The sequence below is a fragment of the Levilactobacillus muriae genome (assembly GCF_045862015.1).
Lineage (GTDB): Bacteria > Bacillota > Bacilli > Lactobacillales > Lactobacillaceae > Levilactobacillus > Levilactobacillus muriae.
Map to the genome: position 1 here is coordinate 1 of NZ_BAAFRU010000031.1, position 15,855 is coordinate 15,855.

15 protein-coding genes and 4 pseudogenes are annotated in these 15,855 nt (G+C 40.6%); 7 read left to right on the top strand and 12 right to left on the bottom strand.

The annotated features are described in order from the left end of the window. The 3 genes from ACKTSF_RS13445 to ACKTSF_RS13455 form a co-directional block, all read right to left on the bottom strand. A partial coding sequence (locus ACKTSF_RS13445) for a transposase (protein ID WP_181356998.1) occupies positions 1-235 on the bottom strand: 235 nt, incomplete at its 3' end. A 359-nt stretch (positions 236-594) separates the two neighbouring features. Further along, positions 595-1,497, bottom strand: coding sequence for a YitT family protein (locus tag ACKTSF_RS13450; RefSeq protein WP_021356783.1), 903 nt, complete (start codon positions 1,495-1,497; stop codon positions 595-597). 86 nt (positions 1,498-1,583) lie between these two features. After that, positions 1,584-2,216 (bottom strand): recombinase family protein, encoded by a 633-nt coding sequence (locus ACKTSF_RS13455; RefSeq protein WP_105450226.1) that lies wholly within the window; start codon positions 2,214-2,216, stop codon positions 1,584-1,586. A 113-nt stretch (positions 2,217-2,329) separates the two neighbouring features. Here ACKTSF_RS13455 and ACKTSF_RS13460 point away from each other — a divergent pair, with 113 nt between their 5' ends. Beyond that, positions 2,330-3,142 (top strand): DDE-type integrase/transposase/recombinase, encoded by an 813-nt coding sequence (locus tag ACKTSF_RS13460; protein WP_407890133.1) that lies wholly within the window; start codon positions 2,330-2,332, stop codon positions 3,140-3,142. 128 nt (positions 3,143-3,270) lie between these two features. Here the strand turns inward: ACKTSF_RS13460 and nrdF are convergent, their stop codons facing one another. From nrdF to ACKTSF_RS13490, 6 genes and pseudogenes are all read right to left on the bottom strand, one after another. Next, positions 3,271-4,221: a class 1b ribonucleoside-diphosphate reductase subunit beta gene (gene nrdF / locus ACKTSF_RS13465; protein ID WP_105450228.1), complete on the bottom strand. Its 951-nt coding sequence runs from the start codon at positions 4,219-4,221 to the stop codon at positions 3,271-3,273. Between the two features lie 14 nt (positions 4,222-4,235). Continuing rightward, complete coding sequence (locus tag ACKTSF_RS13470) at positions 4,236-5,162, bottom strand: ribonucleotide-diphosphate reductase subunit beta (RefSeq protein ID WP_105450229.1); 927 nt, start codon at positions 5,160-5,162, stop codon at positions 4,236-4,238. 106 nt (positions 5,163-5,268) lie between these two features. Then, entirely contained in the window at positions 5,269-7,416 is a 2,148-nt protein-coding gene (nrdE, locus tag ACKTSF_RS13475) for a class 1b ribonucleoside-diphosphate reductase subunit alpha (protein WP_082265534.1), read from the bottom strand. Positions 7,417-7,443: 27 nt separating this feature from the next. Then, positions 7,444-7,902, bottom strand: a complete 459-nt coding sequence (nrdI, locus tag ACKTSF_RS13480; protein WP_407890138.1) for a class Ib ribonucleoside-diphosphate reductase assembly flavoprotein NrdI — start codon at positions 7,900-7,902, stop codon at positions 7,444-7,446. A 545-nt stretch (positions 7,903-8,447) separates the two neighbouring features. Next, positions 8,448-8,537: a putative holin-like toxin gene (locus ACKTSF_RS13485; protein WP_222893344.1), complete on the bottom strand. Its 90-nt coding sequence runs from the start codon at positions 8,535-8,537 to the stop codon at positions 8,448-8,450. A 125-nt stretch (positions 8,538-8,662) separates the two neighbouring features. Further along, positions 8,663-9,282: pseudogene (locus ACKTSF_RS13490) on the bottom strand (HD domain-containing protein). Between the two features lie 123 nt (positions 9,283-9,405). Between ACKTSF_RS13490 and ACKTSF_RS13495 the strand changes: the two are divergent. The 3 genes and pseudogenes from ACKTSF_RS13495 to ACKTSF_RS13505 all read left to right on the top strand — a co-directional run. Then, positions 9,406-9,657, top strand: coding sequence for an IS3 family transposase (locus tag ACKTSF_RS13495; protein ID WP_057950377.1), 252 nt, complete (start codon positions 9,406-9,408; stop codon positions 9,655-9,657). A gap of 17 nt (positions 9,658-9,674) precedes the next feature. After that, positions 9,675-10,553, top strand: coding sequence for an IS3 family transposase (locus tag ACKTSF_RS13500; protein WP_257720310.1), 879 nt, complete (start codon positions 9,675-9,677; stop codon positions 10,551-10,553). A gap of 128 nt (positions 10,554-10,681) precedes the next feature. Next, positions 10,682-10,819: pseudogene (locus tag ACKTSF_RS13505) on the top strand (IS256 family transposase); the annotation flags it as partial. Positions 10,820-10,940: 121 nt separating this feature from the next. On the opposite strand, the pseudogene ACKTSF_RS13510 reads toward ACKTSF_RS13505, so the two are convergent. Next, positions 10,941-11,906: pseudogene (locus ACKTSF_RS13510) on the bottom strand (IS30 family transposase). Between the two features lie 105 nt (positions 11,907-12,011). On the opposite strand from ACKTSF_RS13510, the gene ACKTSF_RS13515 reads away from it, so the two are divergent. Next, on the top strand, positions 12,012-13,166 hold the full coding sequence (locus ACKTSF_RS13515; RefSeq protein WP_105450232.1) for a cation:proton antiporter: 1,155 nt from the start codon (positions 12,012-12,014) through the stop codon (positions 13,164-13,166). A gap of 122 nt (positions 13,167-13,288) precedes the next feature. Then, complete coding sequence (locus tag ACKTSF_RS13520) at positions 13,289-14,857, top strand: ClC family H(+)/Cl(-) exchange transporter (protein WP_087509189.1); 1,569 nt, start codon at positions 13,289-13,291, stop codon at positions 14,855-14,857. A 336-nt stretch (positions 14,858-15,193) separates the two neighbouring features. Here ACKTSF_RS13520 and ACKTSF_RS13525 read toward each other — a convergent pair whose 3' ends face one another. Further along, positions 15,194-15,283 (bottom strand): putative holin-like toxin, encoded by a 90-nt coding sequence (locus ACKTSF_RS13525; protein WP_120247253.1) that lies wholly within the window; start codon positions 15,281-15,283, stop codon positions 15,194-15,196. Positions 15,284-15,468: 185 nt separating this feature from the next. Beyond that, positions 15,469-15,570, bottom strand: a pseudogene (locus tag ACKTSF_RS13530) (restriction endonuclease subunit S); the annotation flags it as partial. A 95-nt stretch (positions 15,571-15,665) separates the two neighbouring features. Between ACKTSF_RS13530 and ACKTSF_RS13535 the strand changes: the two are divergent. Next, positions 15,666-15,855, top strand: a 190-nt coding sequence (locus ACKTSF_RS13535) for a helix-turn-helix domain-containing protein (protein WP_143443961.1), incomplete at its 3' end; no start/stop codon positions are given.

The window sequence follows — 15,855 nt, forward strand, 5'->3', positions numbered from 1 at the left end:
GAGGAATGGTTAAGTTAAGTTGGCCGTACTTCGTATCAAACGAGCGCTCATAACTGCCGTTGCGGTTATTACCAGTGTTAATCCCAGCGTATGAGTAGCGTTCGTAACCCAAAAACTCTGCCAATTCGGTTTGAAGTAGCTGGTTAATCGCAATTTCGAGGTGGTGACGAAAAACTTCGTCCAAATCTTGCTTTTGGGCTAGTGCAGCGATAATTTCTGTGGTAAGTTCATTCATGGGGAATGCCTCCTGTGATGTTTTCTGTGGTTACTAAATATCATAAGGGAAGGCATTCCCTATTTCTATACAATTCAGAAATCTTTTATGCATTTACACAAGATATTTTACGCTCTCAATTTTCCCCGCATTATTTCAAAAAATAGTTACTTGATACTTGTCAAAACTTAAGGCTTGTAAAAATACACCTATTGGTTTCAAGTCTGTCTCAATAGTAAAACTATAAAATTTGAATCCTGGCCGTTTTCACATATATTATTGTTCAATACCCAACTGCTCTACGTGATCAAAACAACAATTTTCTAATCAGTGACTAGTAGATTATAGCCGTTTTTTCATATTAAAACGTCTATTAATTTTTATTCTTTACTGTGCTGCCAATTAACATGGTATCTTTTGCGTTGATAACTAAAGCCCTCTCCAATCACTTCATGGGCATCCAGTACCGTCACAAATGCCCGTTCATCAATCGCTTTAATTAATTGCTTCAATTGTGGAATTTCCCGCGGTTGAACCACCAAATAAATCACTTGCTTTTGATCATGCTGATAACCACCTTCAGCTTGCAAATATGTCAATCCTCTATTTAAAGAAACATCAATTAATTGGGAAATTTTTTGGCTTTTATCTGACACAATGAATAATACCTTAGCACGATTGGGCCCTTCTTGGACCATATCAATTACTTTAGATAATACGAAACTAACAATTAGCGAGTACGCGATGTGATACAGATCTAAGTATGATAGTGATAGCCCTAATACTACGTAGTCAATAATCAAAATTCCTTTTCCCGAAGAAAATCCAAAACTTCTCTGGCCAACCCGAGCAATAATATCACTACCACCAGTAGTTCCGTTATAACGAAAAACCAGACCAATTCCCAACCCTGATAATACCCCTGCAACCAGTGATGACAATAATAAATCATTTCTCAATGGTAGTGGTTGAATCAGAGCCTGCTGTGACCATATTATTAGAAATAGTGATAAACAAATGGTGCCATAAATAGTGTAAGCCATCATGCGCTTGCCTAAGTAGCGCAACCCAATTAGTATCAATGGAATATTCAGAAATAAAGTACTAATTCCCAAGTTAATATGAAAGAAATGACGAATAATCAGAGTTATTCCGCTCAGACCGCCGTCTGCCAAGCCACTTGGAATAGAGACTAAATCTAGACTGAACGCATAAATGCTACATCCCAACGTAATCATAACTAATTCGAAACTATTGTATTTTGTCCAATCTTTAAAAAACATAGTTCATCTCCAAAATGTTTTATCAATGTAAGTGCTTTATTATTTGACCGATGGTCCCTAAAAAACACTAACTTGTCCTGTAGGCCCTAGCTATTCACTTCCCTTTTGGGAGTGCCTAAGTCGCCAACTTTTAAAGCATATTCTTTAATACGATAAATTTGTCGTCGTTGTACGCCAGTACTCCTTGCAATTTGTGCAATATTCGTTCCATCCCTGAGCATTTGAACTACCCTTTTATATAGGTAGCGTTTTGATCCATGTGGACTATATTGCCGCCTTCTTCCTTTATACTCCCCGCGCTCCTTAGCTAATTGGATCCCCTGATTCTGCCTAGCATGAATTTTGTTGCGCTCTTCTTCAGCTGTATATTTGTATATTTCAAAAACCAAATTGGTTAATAAACCACGTAAGTTAACATCTTGTATATCAGTGAAACTCGGTAAACTTAAAACATCTAGTGTGGCTTCCTTTTGTTGAATCAAGTTAATGGTGTCAGTAATGTCCTGAGAATTTCTACCAAGTCGATCTAAATCCAAAACAGTGACAATATCTTTTTCACGAATGAACTCTAACATTTTTTGCAATTCAGGGCGATTTTGAACTGATTTTCCGGAAACTTTTTCCTGAAATATTTTCTCTACACCAGACTTTTTTAGAGCTTCAATCTGCCGAGCTAAATTCTGATTTTCAGACGACACCCTAGCATAACCAATTTTCATATATTTGCCTTCTTATCATATTAATTCTGACGTCAGTTTCTGGGCAACTACTCAACTAGTTGATCTGATTAAGATTTAAAAGTTACTGTGTCACACTCTAATGTCTCACACGTTTGATCTATTATACCACAGCTCAGGAAGGAGACATTAGGGTACATCGTAACGTAACGAATTGGGGGATTCGAGATAACTTCTTAACTGGACGGGTTCAATATTGGTATAACCAGCATCATCAAAGTATTGGTAGTACCAAAATATTATCTAATCTCAGAAAAGACCCGGCCGTCACCGAACAGGTGACGTTAAAGCAAGTTAAGCGGATTATGAGCAAGCTAGGCATTCGTTGCCAGGTTCATCAGAAAAAGCATTCACGAATCAAACAACAGGAGCAATACTTACAAGATAATGTTTTAAATCAGCGTTTTGGCGTTAACCAACCAAACCAGGTTTGGTTAGCTGATTCAACGGAATTGACCTATGGTGTTAACGGTCAGTATAAAGTGCGTTTGAGTGGCGCGCTGGATCTTTACGGTCGCCATCTAATTGCCCATAAATTAAGTGAAACTGAAACTTCGAAGGCAAAAGTTCAGGTTTTTCAACGGGCCTTTAATTTTGCGGGTGACGTCCACCCTGTAGTGCATACTGACCGAGATTCGGCATGCACATCAGGAACATTCAATAACTTTTTGGCGCAACATGAAGTCACCCGTAGTATGTCACGACCAGGGACGCCGTGTGATAACGCACCAATGGAACGTTGGTGGAACGAGTTCAAATTGCGCTGGATTGATCGACACGCTAAACCAGTTACCTATAAAGAATTAGTGGCCTTGGTCGAAGAAGGCATCAACTATTTTAATCAACTAGATCGTTCACCAGCAAGAAACGACCTCACCCCAGCGGAATACTGGAATGAGGCCGTTTAAGCAAAGCAAAACTTATATTATTTCAAATGACAACTTGACAGGGACTAGTACAACTCAGGGGGCTTTACTTTAATATTTCCTGTAGATATTAGCCTTTTTTTAATTTTAATTATGCCTAGAAGCCTATGTTAGAAGTCATAGTCGCCGCTACTCATAGCTTCAGCATTACCCATTAGATAGCCAGCACCAACTTGTGAAAAGAAATCATGATTGGCCGTTTCGGTTGAAATTCCGTTCATTACGATTGGGTTGATATCTTTAATCTCAGCATTGGGAAAGCGGGATTCAAAGCCCATATTTTGGAGCGCCTTGTTGGCGTTGTAGTGAACGAATTGTTTAACGTCTTCCGCTAACCCAATCGGCGCGTAAACTTCTTCGGTGAACGCAAACTCGTTCTCAAGGAGATCGTCGAGCAACTCATCCATCCACTTTTTGAATATTTTTTGTTCAGTCGCCGATAGCTCGTTATATCCCAATTGAAATTTGTAGCCGAGGTAGGTACCATGAACAGATTCATCGCGGATCACCAGTTTGATAACTTCAGAAAGATTTGCCAGCTTATTGTTACCACGGTACCAAAGTGGGGTAAAAAAGTTGGTGTAGTACAAAATTCCTTCAAGAAAGACGCTTGCAACTTTCTTTTCAAGGTTGTTTCCCGTTTGATAAATATCATTGATCCGTTTGGCTTTGTATTGCATTCTGGGATTATTGTTCATCCATTTGAATACTTCGTCAACAGTGGCTTGATCGTTCAAAGATGTCAAAATAGTGCCGTAGCTTTTGGCATGAATTGACTCCATCATCAAAAAGTCATTGAGGACTGCTGCTTCTTTTCGTGTCCGAACGTCGGGCCGCATCACGTCGACTCCTTCTTCGGATTGGAGAGTGTCCAGCAAGGCTAATCCACCCACAACCCGATTGATAACCGATTTTTCGGTGCCAGAGAGTGTCCGCCAGTCCCGTAAATCATTAGAAACAGGTACTCGCGTATCCAGCCAGTATTGTGCCGTTGCTTTATCCCATACATATTCGTCAAGTTCGTCTTCGATGATGTCCCAATTAATTGTTTTATAGCTCATTAGTTGAATACTCCTTAAAAGTCGTAGTCGTCATCGGTCATTTTTTCAGTGTCCGATTCATTGTTTGCAGCCGTTACCTGTTGCAAAAATTGATTTTGGTCAATCATCAGTTCTTTGAGTTGCGCCACTAGTGAAGACGGTTGAACTTCGTAGACAGCGTTAAAGCCAAGTGACATTAATGCATGATTGGCACCATAGGAGGCCAGATTGATGGCTTCGGTGGCATCGTCAAGGTTAGCTTCTAAGAAGTCTTTTTCAGTTTGCATGAGTTGATCAAACTGTGTATTAATCCAATACTGCAGTTCGGTTTGATCACTTACAGTGAGTTCTTCAAATCTGAGGCGAAATTTGTAACCAATATAAGCACTAAAAAGGGCGCTACCGCGGAGAATATTAGCCAACATTTGGTAAGTATTGACGAGAGCCTGTGTTTGAAGTATTGTCCAGTATTTACCAAACGAGAGCCCAGTTTCAGTCAGAATAAAAAGGGCTTTTTTCTGTAAGGCCATATCGCTAGTGCTCATTTGGGCTAGTTGGTCAATTTCAGCTTGCAGATTGGCATTGTCATCTGCCCAAGTAAAACTTTCACCGCCGTTACCCGGAATCAGAGCCCGGAAAATGGTCGTACAGCTTTTGGCATGGACTGATTTCATAAAGGTAATGGTGTTTAATACGGATTCTTCTTGTTGAGTTCGCCGATCGTGGCGAATAGCAGGGGTGCCAACTTCTGATTGGTAGACGGCTAACATTGATGTACCTGTCAACATACGAGTAATGGCCTGTTGTTGAGTATCTGATAGCTGTTGCCAAGCCGTTTGATCATTCGTGATGGGAATCCGAATGTCCAACCAAAAGTTAGTGGTGAGTCGTTCCCACATGTATTTATCGAAATTATCTTTAATATCATCCCAGTTAATTGCTTTGTAGTATAAGTAGTCCATCGTTATTTGTTCGTCTCCTTAATTAGGATTCATGGGTATATGGGTCTTGTGACCCAATAACGTATGCCGGTGTGTTAAACGGACGGTAAGACCCCAAGTGAATTTCCTAGATCATGCATGATTCACATTCATTTGCCGTTTTAATTTCATCGTCTTCTGTAAACGTTCGAATGTAATAAAGTGACTTAATGCCTTTTGTCCAGGCGTAATTCCGTAACCGGTTAAGGTCTCGGGTTGTCATCTTTAAATTGTTATTATCCTTCCACTCGTAAAGGTCAGGTTTCAAAACTGAACGCATAAATAGTGTCAGACTCATGCCTTGATCAATGTGCTTTTGAGCTACGGCATAGGTGTCAATAATTTTTCGTTGATCAATATCATATGCGGGTGTGTAGTAAGGCAAAGTTTCGTTAGACAGGTAAGGTGCTGGATAGAAGATTGAGCCTACCTTATTTTCCTGACGTTGTTCTACTAATTGTGTGATTGGATGAAGTGATGCACTTGTTTCATTGACGTACGAAATTGACCCGTTCGGTGCCACAGCGAGTCTATTACGATGATAAAGGCCGCCAGTAATCACAGCTTGCTTGAGTGCCTTCCAATCTGTAACAGATGGTAATTTAATATTTTTGAAGATTTTTGCAACTTTAGTACTCTTAAATTTAAAGTCTGCGTTCAAGTATTGATCGAAGTAACTGCCATCAGCGTACTTTGATTGGTCAAATTTAGCGAAGGTTTCGTGGCGTTCACGGGCAATTCGATTGCTTGTAACGAGTGAATAGTAGTTTAAAGCTAGGAAGTAGGCATCAGTAAATTCAAGGGCCTCTGGTGAGCCATACTCAATTTGGTGGCGTGCAAGGGCAGTATGCAAACCCATAGCCCCTAATCCAATCGTGTGGTAAAGTTCGTTACCATGTTTAACAGTCGGTACTTCCTTAACGTCGGTTGTGTCAGTTACGAGGGTGAGCGCACGAACAGCAACCTCAACTGAGTGACCGAAGTCCGGCGAGTCAATCATATTCATGATATTAGTTGATCCGAGATTACATGAAATATCGGTGCCAATTGTCTTGTACGATAGGTCATCATCAAGTTTTGACGGTTCTTGAGGCTGTAAGATCTCACTACAAAGGTTACTCATAATAATTTTGCCATCGACAGGGTTAGTTTGGTTGGCCGTATCAATGTTCAAGATGTAAGGATAACCAGATTCTTGTTGGAGTTGAGAAATCTTTTGTTCTAGTTTCCGCGCGTTAAAAACTGACTTCTTAATATTGGGGTTAGCGACCATGTTGTTATATTCTTTGGTGATATCGATGTAAGCAAATGGCGTACGATATTCACGTTCGACATCATAGGGACTAAAAAGATACATTGGTTCGTTAGTCTTGAGTAATTCATAATACTTATCAGGAACAATCAAACCGAGGGACAAGGTCTTCACCCGAATTTTTTCGTCCGCATTTTCCTTTTTGGTATCCAGAAAATGTAAGATGTCAGGATGGAAGACGTTGAGATAAACCACTCCGGCGCCGTTCCGTTGCCCAAGTTGGTTACTGTAGCTAAATGAGTCTTCAAGTAACTTCATCACTGGTACAACGCCAGACGAGGCGTTGGAAATCTGCTTAATAGGATCACCTGAGGCGCGCAAGTTTGACAGGTTAACGCCGACGCCCCCACCGATTCGAGATAGTTGAAGGGCAGAATTAACGCCGCGTCCAATTGAGAGCATGGAGTCGGCCACATCGATTAAAAAACATGATACCATTTCACCGCGCCGTTTTTTACCCGCGTTGAGAAACGTGGGGGTGGCAGGCTGATAACGTTGTGAAATCAATTCATCGGCAATGTCATTGGCAAGTTGTTCATCACCATTAGCGAGATAGAGGGCATTGAAGACGACGCGATCGACAAAGTCTTCCAAAAATTGCTGGCCATCATTAGTTTTCATGGCATATTGTGTGTAGAACTTGTAGGCACCGAGAAAGCTGCGAAAACGAAAGTGATGGTCTCTCATTTGGTCGAACAAGGACTGCACAAACTTGTGAGAGTATTGTTCCAGGATACTTGGATCGATATAATCTTCGTCAACCAAGTAATTTAACTTGGCATTTAACGAATCAAATTGCTTGGTCTTCGGTTTAACTGTCTCTTCGAAATAAGCCTTTAGGGCTTCTTGATCATAATGTAGCGGAATTTCTCCGTTGCTTGGGATATTTACGAGGTTATTTAAGTAAAAATAGGTATTTTCCATTTCTGGGGTGCTAGTTACCATTAGGGATTACTCCTTCGTTGTTTGAAAACAAAATTGATTGCGATAGGTTAAGATGGTATCGGCAATGCGAGGAATGTCGTGTGCGGTGCCACGTAGCTCAAAATCGGTAATGTAAGGAAAATCGAAGCGTTTAGCATATTGTTTAGCCGTGAGTGCAAACTGCTTATTAAAATTACGATTACCGCTACCGATAATACCGTAGCAATGCTGGTAATTGCCTTCGTACGCGAGGTAATCTCCCAAAATAGTGGTTAATATTTCAGTATAACCGTTATTAACCCCATTACCACCTTTAAGAAAGGCTGGTAGGAAGGTAACAAACGGCTGGTCAAGAGTGGTGAATTCAGGGTGTTCTTTAACATTAATTGAACTAACCCGAACATGACGTTCTTTCTCAAAGTATGTTGTCAGTCTGCTAATAAAATATTTCGTGTTGCCGCTCAAACTGATGTAGAGAATATTTATGGTTTCCGTAACTAATCATCGCCCTTTTTCTATATATAGTGGTTAGGCGATCATTATAGCACTATATGTGGTGTCTGTGCAAATTGGTGGACGATCTGATTGATCTACAAATTGTGTTGAATATAAAGATTCATGCGAGGTGGCTAAAATGGGCCCACCGTTGGTATTTTAAGCTGCACTAAGAGACGATAAACGGGACTTTTAATGAATGGAAGCAAGCTCCCAGGACCCAGCTCACAGTTTGCACCAAAGGCCTTGTTATCAATTGAGAAGAGCACACTGTACGGTTCATGATCAAAAAATATTTTGATTATGTCTACTAGTTTTTACCTTTGTTTTAGTACAAAAAAACGTGCGTCCCCTAGAACTATTAGAAAGTTAATTTAAAATAGTCGAAGGATAATTAAAGGCATGCTATAATGCGGGGAAGAAAAAGAAGCCCTGCGTGAACGGAGCTTCTCAGACAAGCCGCTTTAAAGGCGGTGGTCTAGATTACAAAATACATTGTCGCCTTGTAACCGACCAAAGTTACGCAGGGCGGGTTTTTATTTGTGGTGCTTGTCGATATAGCTGAGGAGCGCGATTAAAAACAGGCCAAACAGCAATATCAACGAGCGTGTCTGGAAGGCGCTCATTGGCTGTGAAACCTTCCTGAAGATTATTCCATGTTCACATGGCCTCACCTAGCAGGGGATCAGACTGTCCTTTATTAAAAAGTGCAGCGACTTTTTCGAAATACGATTTATCTAATAGATGCTCATTATGTTTCATCTTTTACACCTGTTTCCATTTGGAATTCAGATAAGAAATCACGCATATACTTTGTTCGACGACTGGCTTCTTGCTTTCCCGTTCTGGTATTCATTGAACTTGCTAATTTCAGCAGCTTTTCATAAAAGTGATTGATGGTTGTACTTTTGTGATGGCGATAATCATCGTGTGTTTTGATTTGCTTCACTGATATTTTGGAATCATATATTTCCTGTCCAGCGTGCCCGCCGTAAGCAAATGCACGTGCTATGCCGATTGCACCTAGTGCATCAAGTCTATCAGCGTCCTGAACACATTTACCTTCGTTAGAAAGCTGATAATGGTGTTCAATGTTGTCAGCATATGACATATGTTGGATAATATCTAAAATGTCTTCTCTAGCCGGAGTTGTAATATTCTCATGGCTAAGTATAATTCGTACTCCTCTCAGTCTATTCTATCTGCAGTGACTTTTTAGTCTATGGTGTCATGCAAATAGCTAGCTGCTTTCACAACATACAGACCAATATCAGTTTCATTTTTTTTAAAATCTTCTATATATTTTTTTTGAGCTAGCTTAGCCACTCTTTGGGCATGAAGAAAATCATGCCCAGTTGGATCAAAGGCCATATTTTCTTTAGAAAATGATTTTATATGGTATATTTAATCTATTGGATGTAAGCTGATTCCTGAGACAACTTTTAAGAGAGGGTATAATGAATAAATCATCTCTCAAAAGGAAGGAATTTTTACATGCCAACTCGTTACGACAAAGAATTCAAACAAAACATTATCAACCTATATAAGCAAGGCGAATCAGCTGCCCAACTGGCCAGAGAATATGGCCTTGGCTATTCAACAGTTCATAAGTGGATCCAGGGCCAGGCCAAAACTCAATCCGGTAAATCGCCAGACGAAATCAAAGCGATGGAAAAGCGACTGGCTTCGCTGTCTGAGGAGAACGAAATCCTAAAAAAAGCCCTGGGCTTCCTTGCGCAGAAGTAACCAATATCTTTGATTACATTCACCAAGAAAGCCATCACCACCAGGTAACCAAGATGTGCCGAATCCTCGGTGTTTCCAGAGCTCAGTATTATCGTTATCGATCCCCAAAGCCTTCAAAACGCCGGGCCGAAGATGAGGACTTAAAACAACGGATTCTGCGGATCTTTGCGGAATTTAAGCAGCGATACGGTGTCATGAAGATCCACCATGAATTGAATCTGGAACTTCAACCACTGCAGCTTCGGTGCAGTCCACGACGGATTTCCCGGCTCATGAAGGAACTGGATATCCACTCCGTTACCGTCAATAAGTGGAAAGCGGCTTCGGCTTCCAAAACCAAGGTTGAACAGCGTCCCAACTTGCTTAAGCAGGATTTCTCGACCACTGGTTTAAATCAAAAATGGACCGCTGATATGACCTATATTCAAACGAAGCGTAATGGCTGGTGTTACTTATCAACCATCATGGACCTGCACTCACGACGGATTATCGGCTATTCGTTCTCAAAAAAGATGGCTACTGATTTAGTCTTAAAGACCCTTGAAAGCGCGGTTGAAAATCGAACCATTACTGGGGGCCTGATTATCCATACGGATTTAGGATCACAGTATACCAGCGATGATTACAATCAACGTTTAACTGAGCTACATATCTGCCACTCATACAGCCGTAAGGGTTGTCCGTATGATAATGCGCCAATGGAATCCTTTCACGCTTCCCTCAAAAAGGAATGTGTTTATCCAGTGCCGGTCTTTGAAGATTATGAAACTGCCGCTGCCGTCCTTTTTGAATATGTGCATGCTTTCTACAATAGAAAGAGAATTCATAGTTCACTGGGCTACCAGACCCCCTTACAAGTTGAAATTGCAACACTTACGAGCCAAATGGCCGCCTGATTTAATGCTTTCCAGGGTTCAAATAAGTTATTAATCGCGATTAATGATTTATTTGAGCTGTGGAAGGTAAACGCGGTTCTGAATGTCTCTTAAAATCTGTCTCAAATATTGACTTCAATCCAAAAGCAAAAGAACAGTTTCCCAATGAAAAATCATTAGACAATTTCATTGGAGTGCAAGTAATTAGTTACAACGAAAAGAACTTTAATCGAATTCATCGTGGATTCGGACAAGTTAAGGATACATTAGAATCACTTTTCGACTGAAAAGATTTAATTTTATGGAGAAAGGGCAATCCCTTTTTACACAAACTTCTTGACACTCCCTATTTCTAACGTTCATAATGAGTTTGAATCAATTTATTATAACCCGAATTGTCAAATTAAGTTAGAAATTTTTTAACTGTTCATCTGTAATCTGACTGATGAATGCTTCCAGAGGTGTCTGGTAACCCAAACTTTTTCGTGGGATGTGGTTTCGTCGACTGGCAACTGCTTGAACAAATCCATCTGATAGCTGGTCCATAATAAGATTGTGACGTAAACCATCTTTACGCAGCAGACCATTGGTGTTCTCATTTAAACCACGTTGATTGGGTGCTCCGACAGCGGCAAAGTAAATATTTAAATCAAATTGGTTAGCAATGGTTCGCCAACCGGCGAACTCCTTACCATTGTCAAACGTAATTGACTTAAATAGGTGTCGTGGCAGCTTCGAAAGCCATCCTGCTAAACTACGATTGACATCGTGTGCCGACTTGGTATGCGAATTCAGCACAATTGCGACCTTAGTTTGTCGTTCAACCAGCGTGGTTACCGCACCCTGATGGTTTTTACCTTGAACCGTGTCACCTTCTAAATGGCCGAATTATTGATTAAAATTAGGATAGTCCTGATAACGATTCTTTAAATCCCTGCCCAATTGACCCGCTTTCCCACGGCGTTCAATGTAACCATTAGGGTGCCGTTTGCCGTGCATCGGTAAATCTTTGGTCGACAACCCCAAAACACCGCGTTTGAAAAGGCGGTAAAGGGTTCGAACCCCACAGCTGAAAGCCCGTTCTTGGCGATTAATAATGGTATCTGGTTGCCAACCAGCTTGAGTTTTGGCTTGAATATAGGCCAGTTCATCAGGGCGTAGTTGAATTGGTTTACGCCCACAATGTTGTTTATGCTTTCGATAGTGGCATTGGTAATCAATAATCGTACCGCCAGCGTCAAGAAACCGATAAATACGATACACAGTTTCAGCACTCCGATGGAGCGCTGGGGCCACTAGATAAGCCTTTTTACCGAGTTTCCAAAAAGAATAAATTGTGGCAAGTTCGTCTATAGTAAGATGAGTATAGGTCATTTGTGATCAGCCTTTCTTTTGATTTTGACACTCAAAAGTCTATCACAAATGGCTTTTTAAATTTCTAACTTAATTTTACAAACCGGGGTATGAGGAGGTTTTTGTTTGGAATTTTTAGGTACCTTGGTGATCATCTTGATTGCAACTAGTCTATTTGGCCATCTAGCCTCTAGGGTTGGTATCCCAGCAGTGATCGGTCAATTATTTGTTGGAATTATTCTTGGCCCTGCGTTGTTGAATTGGGTTCGCGCCAATGATTTTATCCATATTTTTTCAGAGATTGGGGTTATCATCTTAATGTTTATCGCCGGACTTGAGAGTGATCTTACATTGCTTAAAAAATATTTGCGTCCTAGCATAATTGTCGCGTTGTTAGGAGTTTTGATTCCAATGGTACTGATCTATCCAGTTGGTATTGTTTTTGGCTTGACACAATTTGAAAGCTTGTTTTTGAGCGTTATTTTTGCCGCAACGTCGGTTTCAATTTCAGTTGCTGTCATGAAAGAACTAAATTTACTTGATAGTAAGAGCGGTTCAACAGTCCTCGGTGCCGCGGTGGTTGACGATGTGCTAGCTGTCGTTTTACTTAGCATTATGGTCAGTTTAATAGGTACAAAGGCTGGTACGGATACCCAGATACCGCTAGCTCTGACTTTTTTAGAGCAGCTAATTTACTTTGCCGCAATTTATTTCGTGATGCGTTTTATCGCCCCTCTCCTCGCTAGACTAGGCACCAAATTATTGAATCCAGTGGGACCTACTATAATGGCGATGATTTTGTGTTTTGGTATGGCATATATTGCAAATCTGATTGGACTGAGTGCAGTAATTGGGGCCTTTTTTGCAGGAATTGCGATTGCACAAACTCATGTAGCTCATGAAGTTGATCAAAGTATCGAACCAATCGGTTATGCGATTTTCATTCCTGTATTCTTCGTTTCAATTGGTTTAAGTATGTCACTAGCTGGCATAGAACACGATTTGTTATTAATTATCGTATTGACAATTGTGGCAACACTGACGAAACTATTAGGAGCGGGGAGTGGGGCTAAATGGGCCGGATTCAGTTCGAATGAAGCTTACCTCGTTGGTGCAGGGATGGTCTCGCGTGGGGAAATGGCCTTGATTATCGCTCAAATAGGCTACCAATCCAAACTAATCAGTGATGATTACTATTCGGCAATTATCACTGCCATTATCCTAACAACGTTATTAGCACCATTACTACTCAAACATGCGGCTCGTCATATAAACTACTAAAACATTTTAGCGGTATGACACCCCTTCTCTGTGAAAAATAACTACTAGATTTCATCGAGATATTGCCTAGTTTAATTAAGTACTAAATTATATAATATTGGTTATAATGGAGGATTAGTTATTTGATACAGCTTGTAAAAGAAAAATTTGACGTTACTCGTTTGCGATTTGTTTTACTCGGCCTGCTTGTGGGTTTAATGAGTGGCACCGTTGTTAGCTTATTTCGCTATTGTATTGAGATAGGGCTGCACTATAGTCGATTGGTATATAGATACTTACGAATCGCGCCGTTTGTTTGGTGGGAATGGGCATTGTTGATAGGCATCAACCTTGGTTTAGCGTTAATTGTGGCTCGACTTCTCAAGAGAGAACCTTATATCGCTGGTTCTGGAATTCCGCAAGTTGAAGGTCAATTGGCTGGTGAATTGGAAATGCACTGGTGGTCAATTCTTTGGCGAAAATTTATCGGTGGTATTCTGGCATTGGGACCTGGATTATTTCTCGGACGAGAAGGACCAGCGATTCAATTAAGTGCGTCAGTTGGTCAAGGTTTCGCTTCTGAGTTTAAGTTATCAGGAACTGATCGCCGACTACTAATTGCATCAGGCGCCGCTGCTGGATTAGCAGCAGCGTTTAATGCCCCCATTGCTGGAACTCTATTTGTCTTAGAAGAGATTTACCATAATTTTTCACCGCTGGTTTGGTTAACAGCATTAGCCGGAGCAATTGGTTCAAATTTTATTTCGCTGAATGTTTTCGGACTTGTTCCCGTGTTACATTTAAGTTATTCACGTAGTTTACCAGTATCAAATTATTGGCACTTAATTTTACTCGGCATTGTTTTGGGATTATTTGGTTACTTATATCAACGGGTCTTGTTAGTTATGCCTAGGTGGTATCATCAATTGACACATTTGCCACGCCCAATACAAGGTATCGTACCATTTCTGCTGGTAATTTTAGTTGGTTACTTTTCGCCAAATTTACTCGGTGGTGGTAATGGCTTAATTTTGGGATTTGGCCAGCATGTTCCACCTTTGTTTGTACTAATTGCAATTTTTATTATACGATTCGTCTTTTCAATGATTTCATATGGTTCCGGATTACCTGGCGGTATTTTCTTGCCGATTCTTTCTTTAGGTGCTGTGATTGGTGCGGTTTATGGCGTCTTAATGAATCAACTAGGATTATTATCGCATGTCTATATCATGAACCTAATCATTTTTTCCATGGCCGGTTACTTTGCTGGAATCGGAAAAGCTCCCTTCACAGCTATCTTGCTGGTAACAGAAATGGTTGGCAATTTAACACATTTAATGCCATTAGCAGTCATATCGTTAACTGCTTACCTTGTTGTTGATTTATTAGGCGGTGCACCAATCTATGAAGCATTGCTTAAGCAGATGACAATGCCTAAAACTGTTCAGCAACTTCATCGACCTGATCATTTGGAAATACCGGTTTTCTTTGGCAGTCCCTTAAACGGCAAAATGGTCCGAGACATGCCATGGCCTAAAGAAGCACTGCTCATTGGAATCCGGCGTGGCGAACAAGAAGTGATTCCACATGGTGACACCTTGATTCATGAAGGTGATACGTTAGTACTGTTAACTGATACAACCCAACGACCCCAAGTTAAACAACGGATTGATGCATTATTAGCAACCTTAGAAAAAAAGCACCAAGACTAAGTTAATAGGTAAATTGGTTTATCATAATGGTAGGTATCAGATTAAGTGGGTCCGTTGGCAGACATAAACATATTGGAAAACTATATACAAATACGGTGAAGTACGAAAAACGCTGAAACAGAATTAGTTGAACCTATTTTGAAAAATACAAAGATAAATAATATGCCGAAAATGCCTTGCTACCCAATTTTTCATAGTCATGCTATAATGTAGACAGAAAAGGAAGCCTTGCGCTAACAAGACTTCCTACGCAAGCCGCTTCAAAGGCGGTGGCGAAGTTAATAAGACAGCATTAAGCTACCCTGTAACCTACCAAAGTTACGCAGGGCGGCTTTTTTATTGGTAGTGCTTGTTGATATAGCTGAGTAGCGCGATTAAAAACGTGCCAAACAGCAACATCAACGAGAGTGCCTGGAAGACGCTCATTGACTGTGAAACCTTCCTGAAGATTATTCCATGTTCCCATGGGCCTCACCTCACAAGGGAAAAGACAGCCACCGCCCTTAAACCTTCCTGCGTAATCTATTATACAGGTGAATTAAGTATTGACCAAGCACAATAAAAATAGATCATGGAGTTTCATGGGATCCTAAATTTGATCAAATTAAGAATCAGCAAAACATCTTTTGTAGATACCCTTTTTTGAGTTCCTGGAGTTTTTCAAGCTTACGCTGATGAAGAGCTATAGTATCGTCTAGCTGTTTGAAAAAGGCAAATTCTATAATTAATCCGAACAGAAATTAAAAAGCCCAAAGCAATCACTTACAATGGTAGTAGCTAATTCCAACCAATATAGGGAGCGATTACTTTGGGTACATCTACTTTATCACGTTTTCAACGTGGCGCACTAGCACAACTGGTCAATGAGGGAAATAAATCTTACCAAGTAATGGCTGACGCCTTAGGCGTCGCCAAAGCTACGATTAGCTATGAGTTGGACCGGGTTAAACCTTATGATCCAGAATTAGCTCAGCAAGATGCAGATCGCAAAAGGCGGA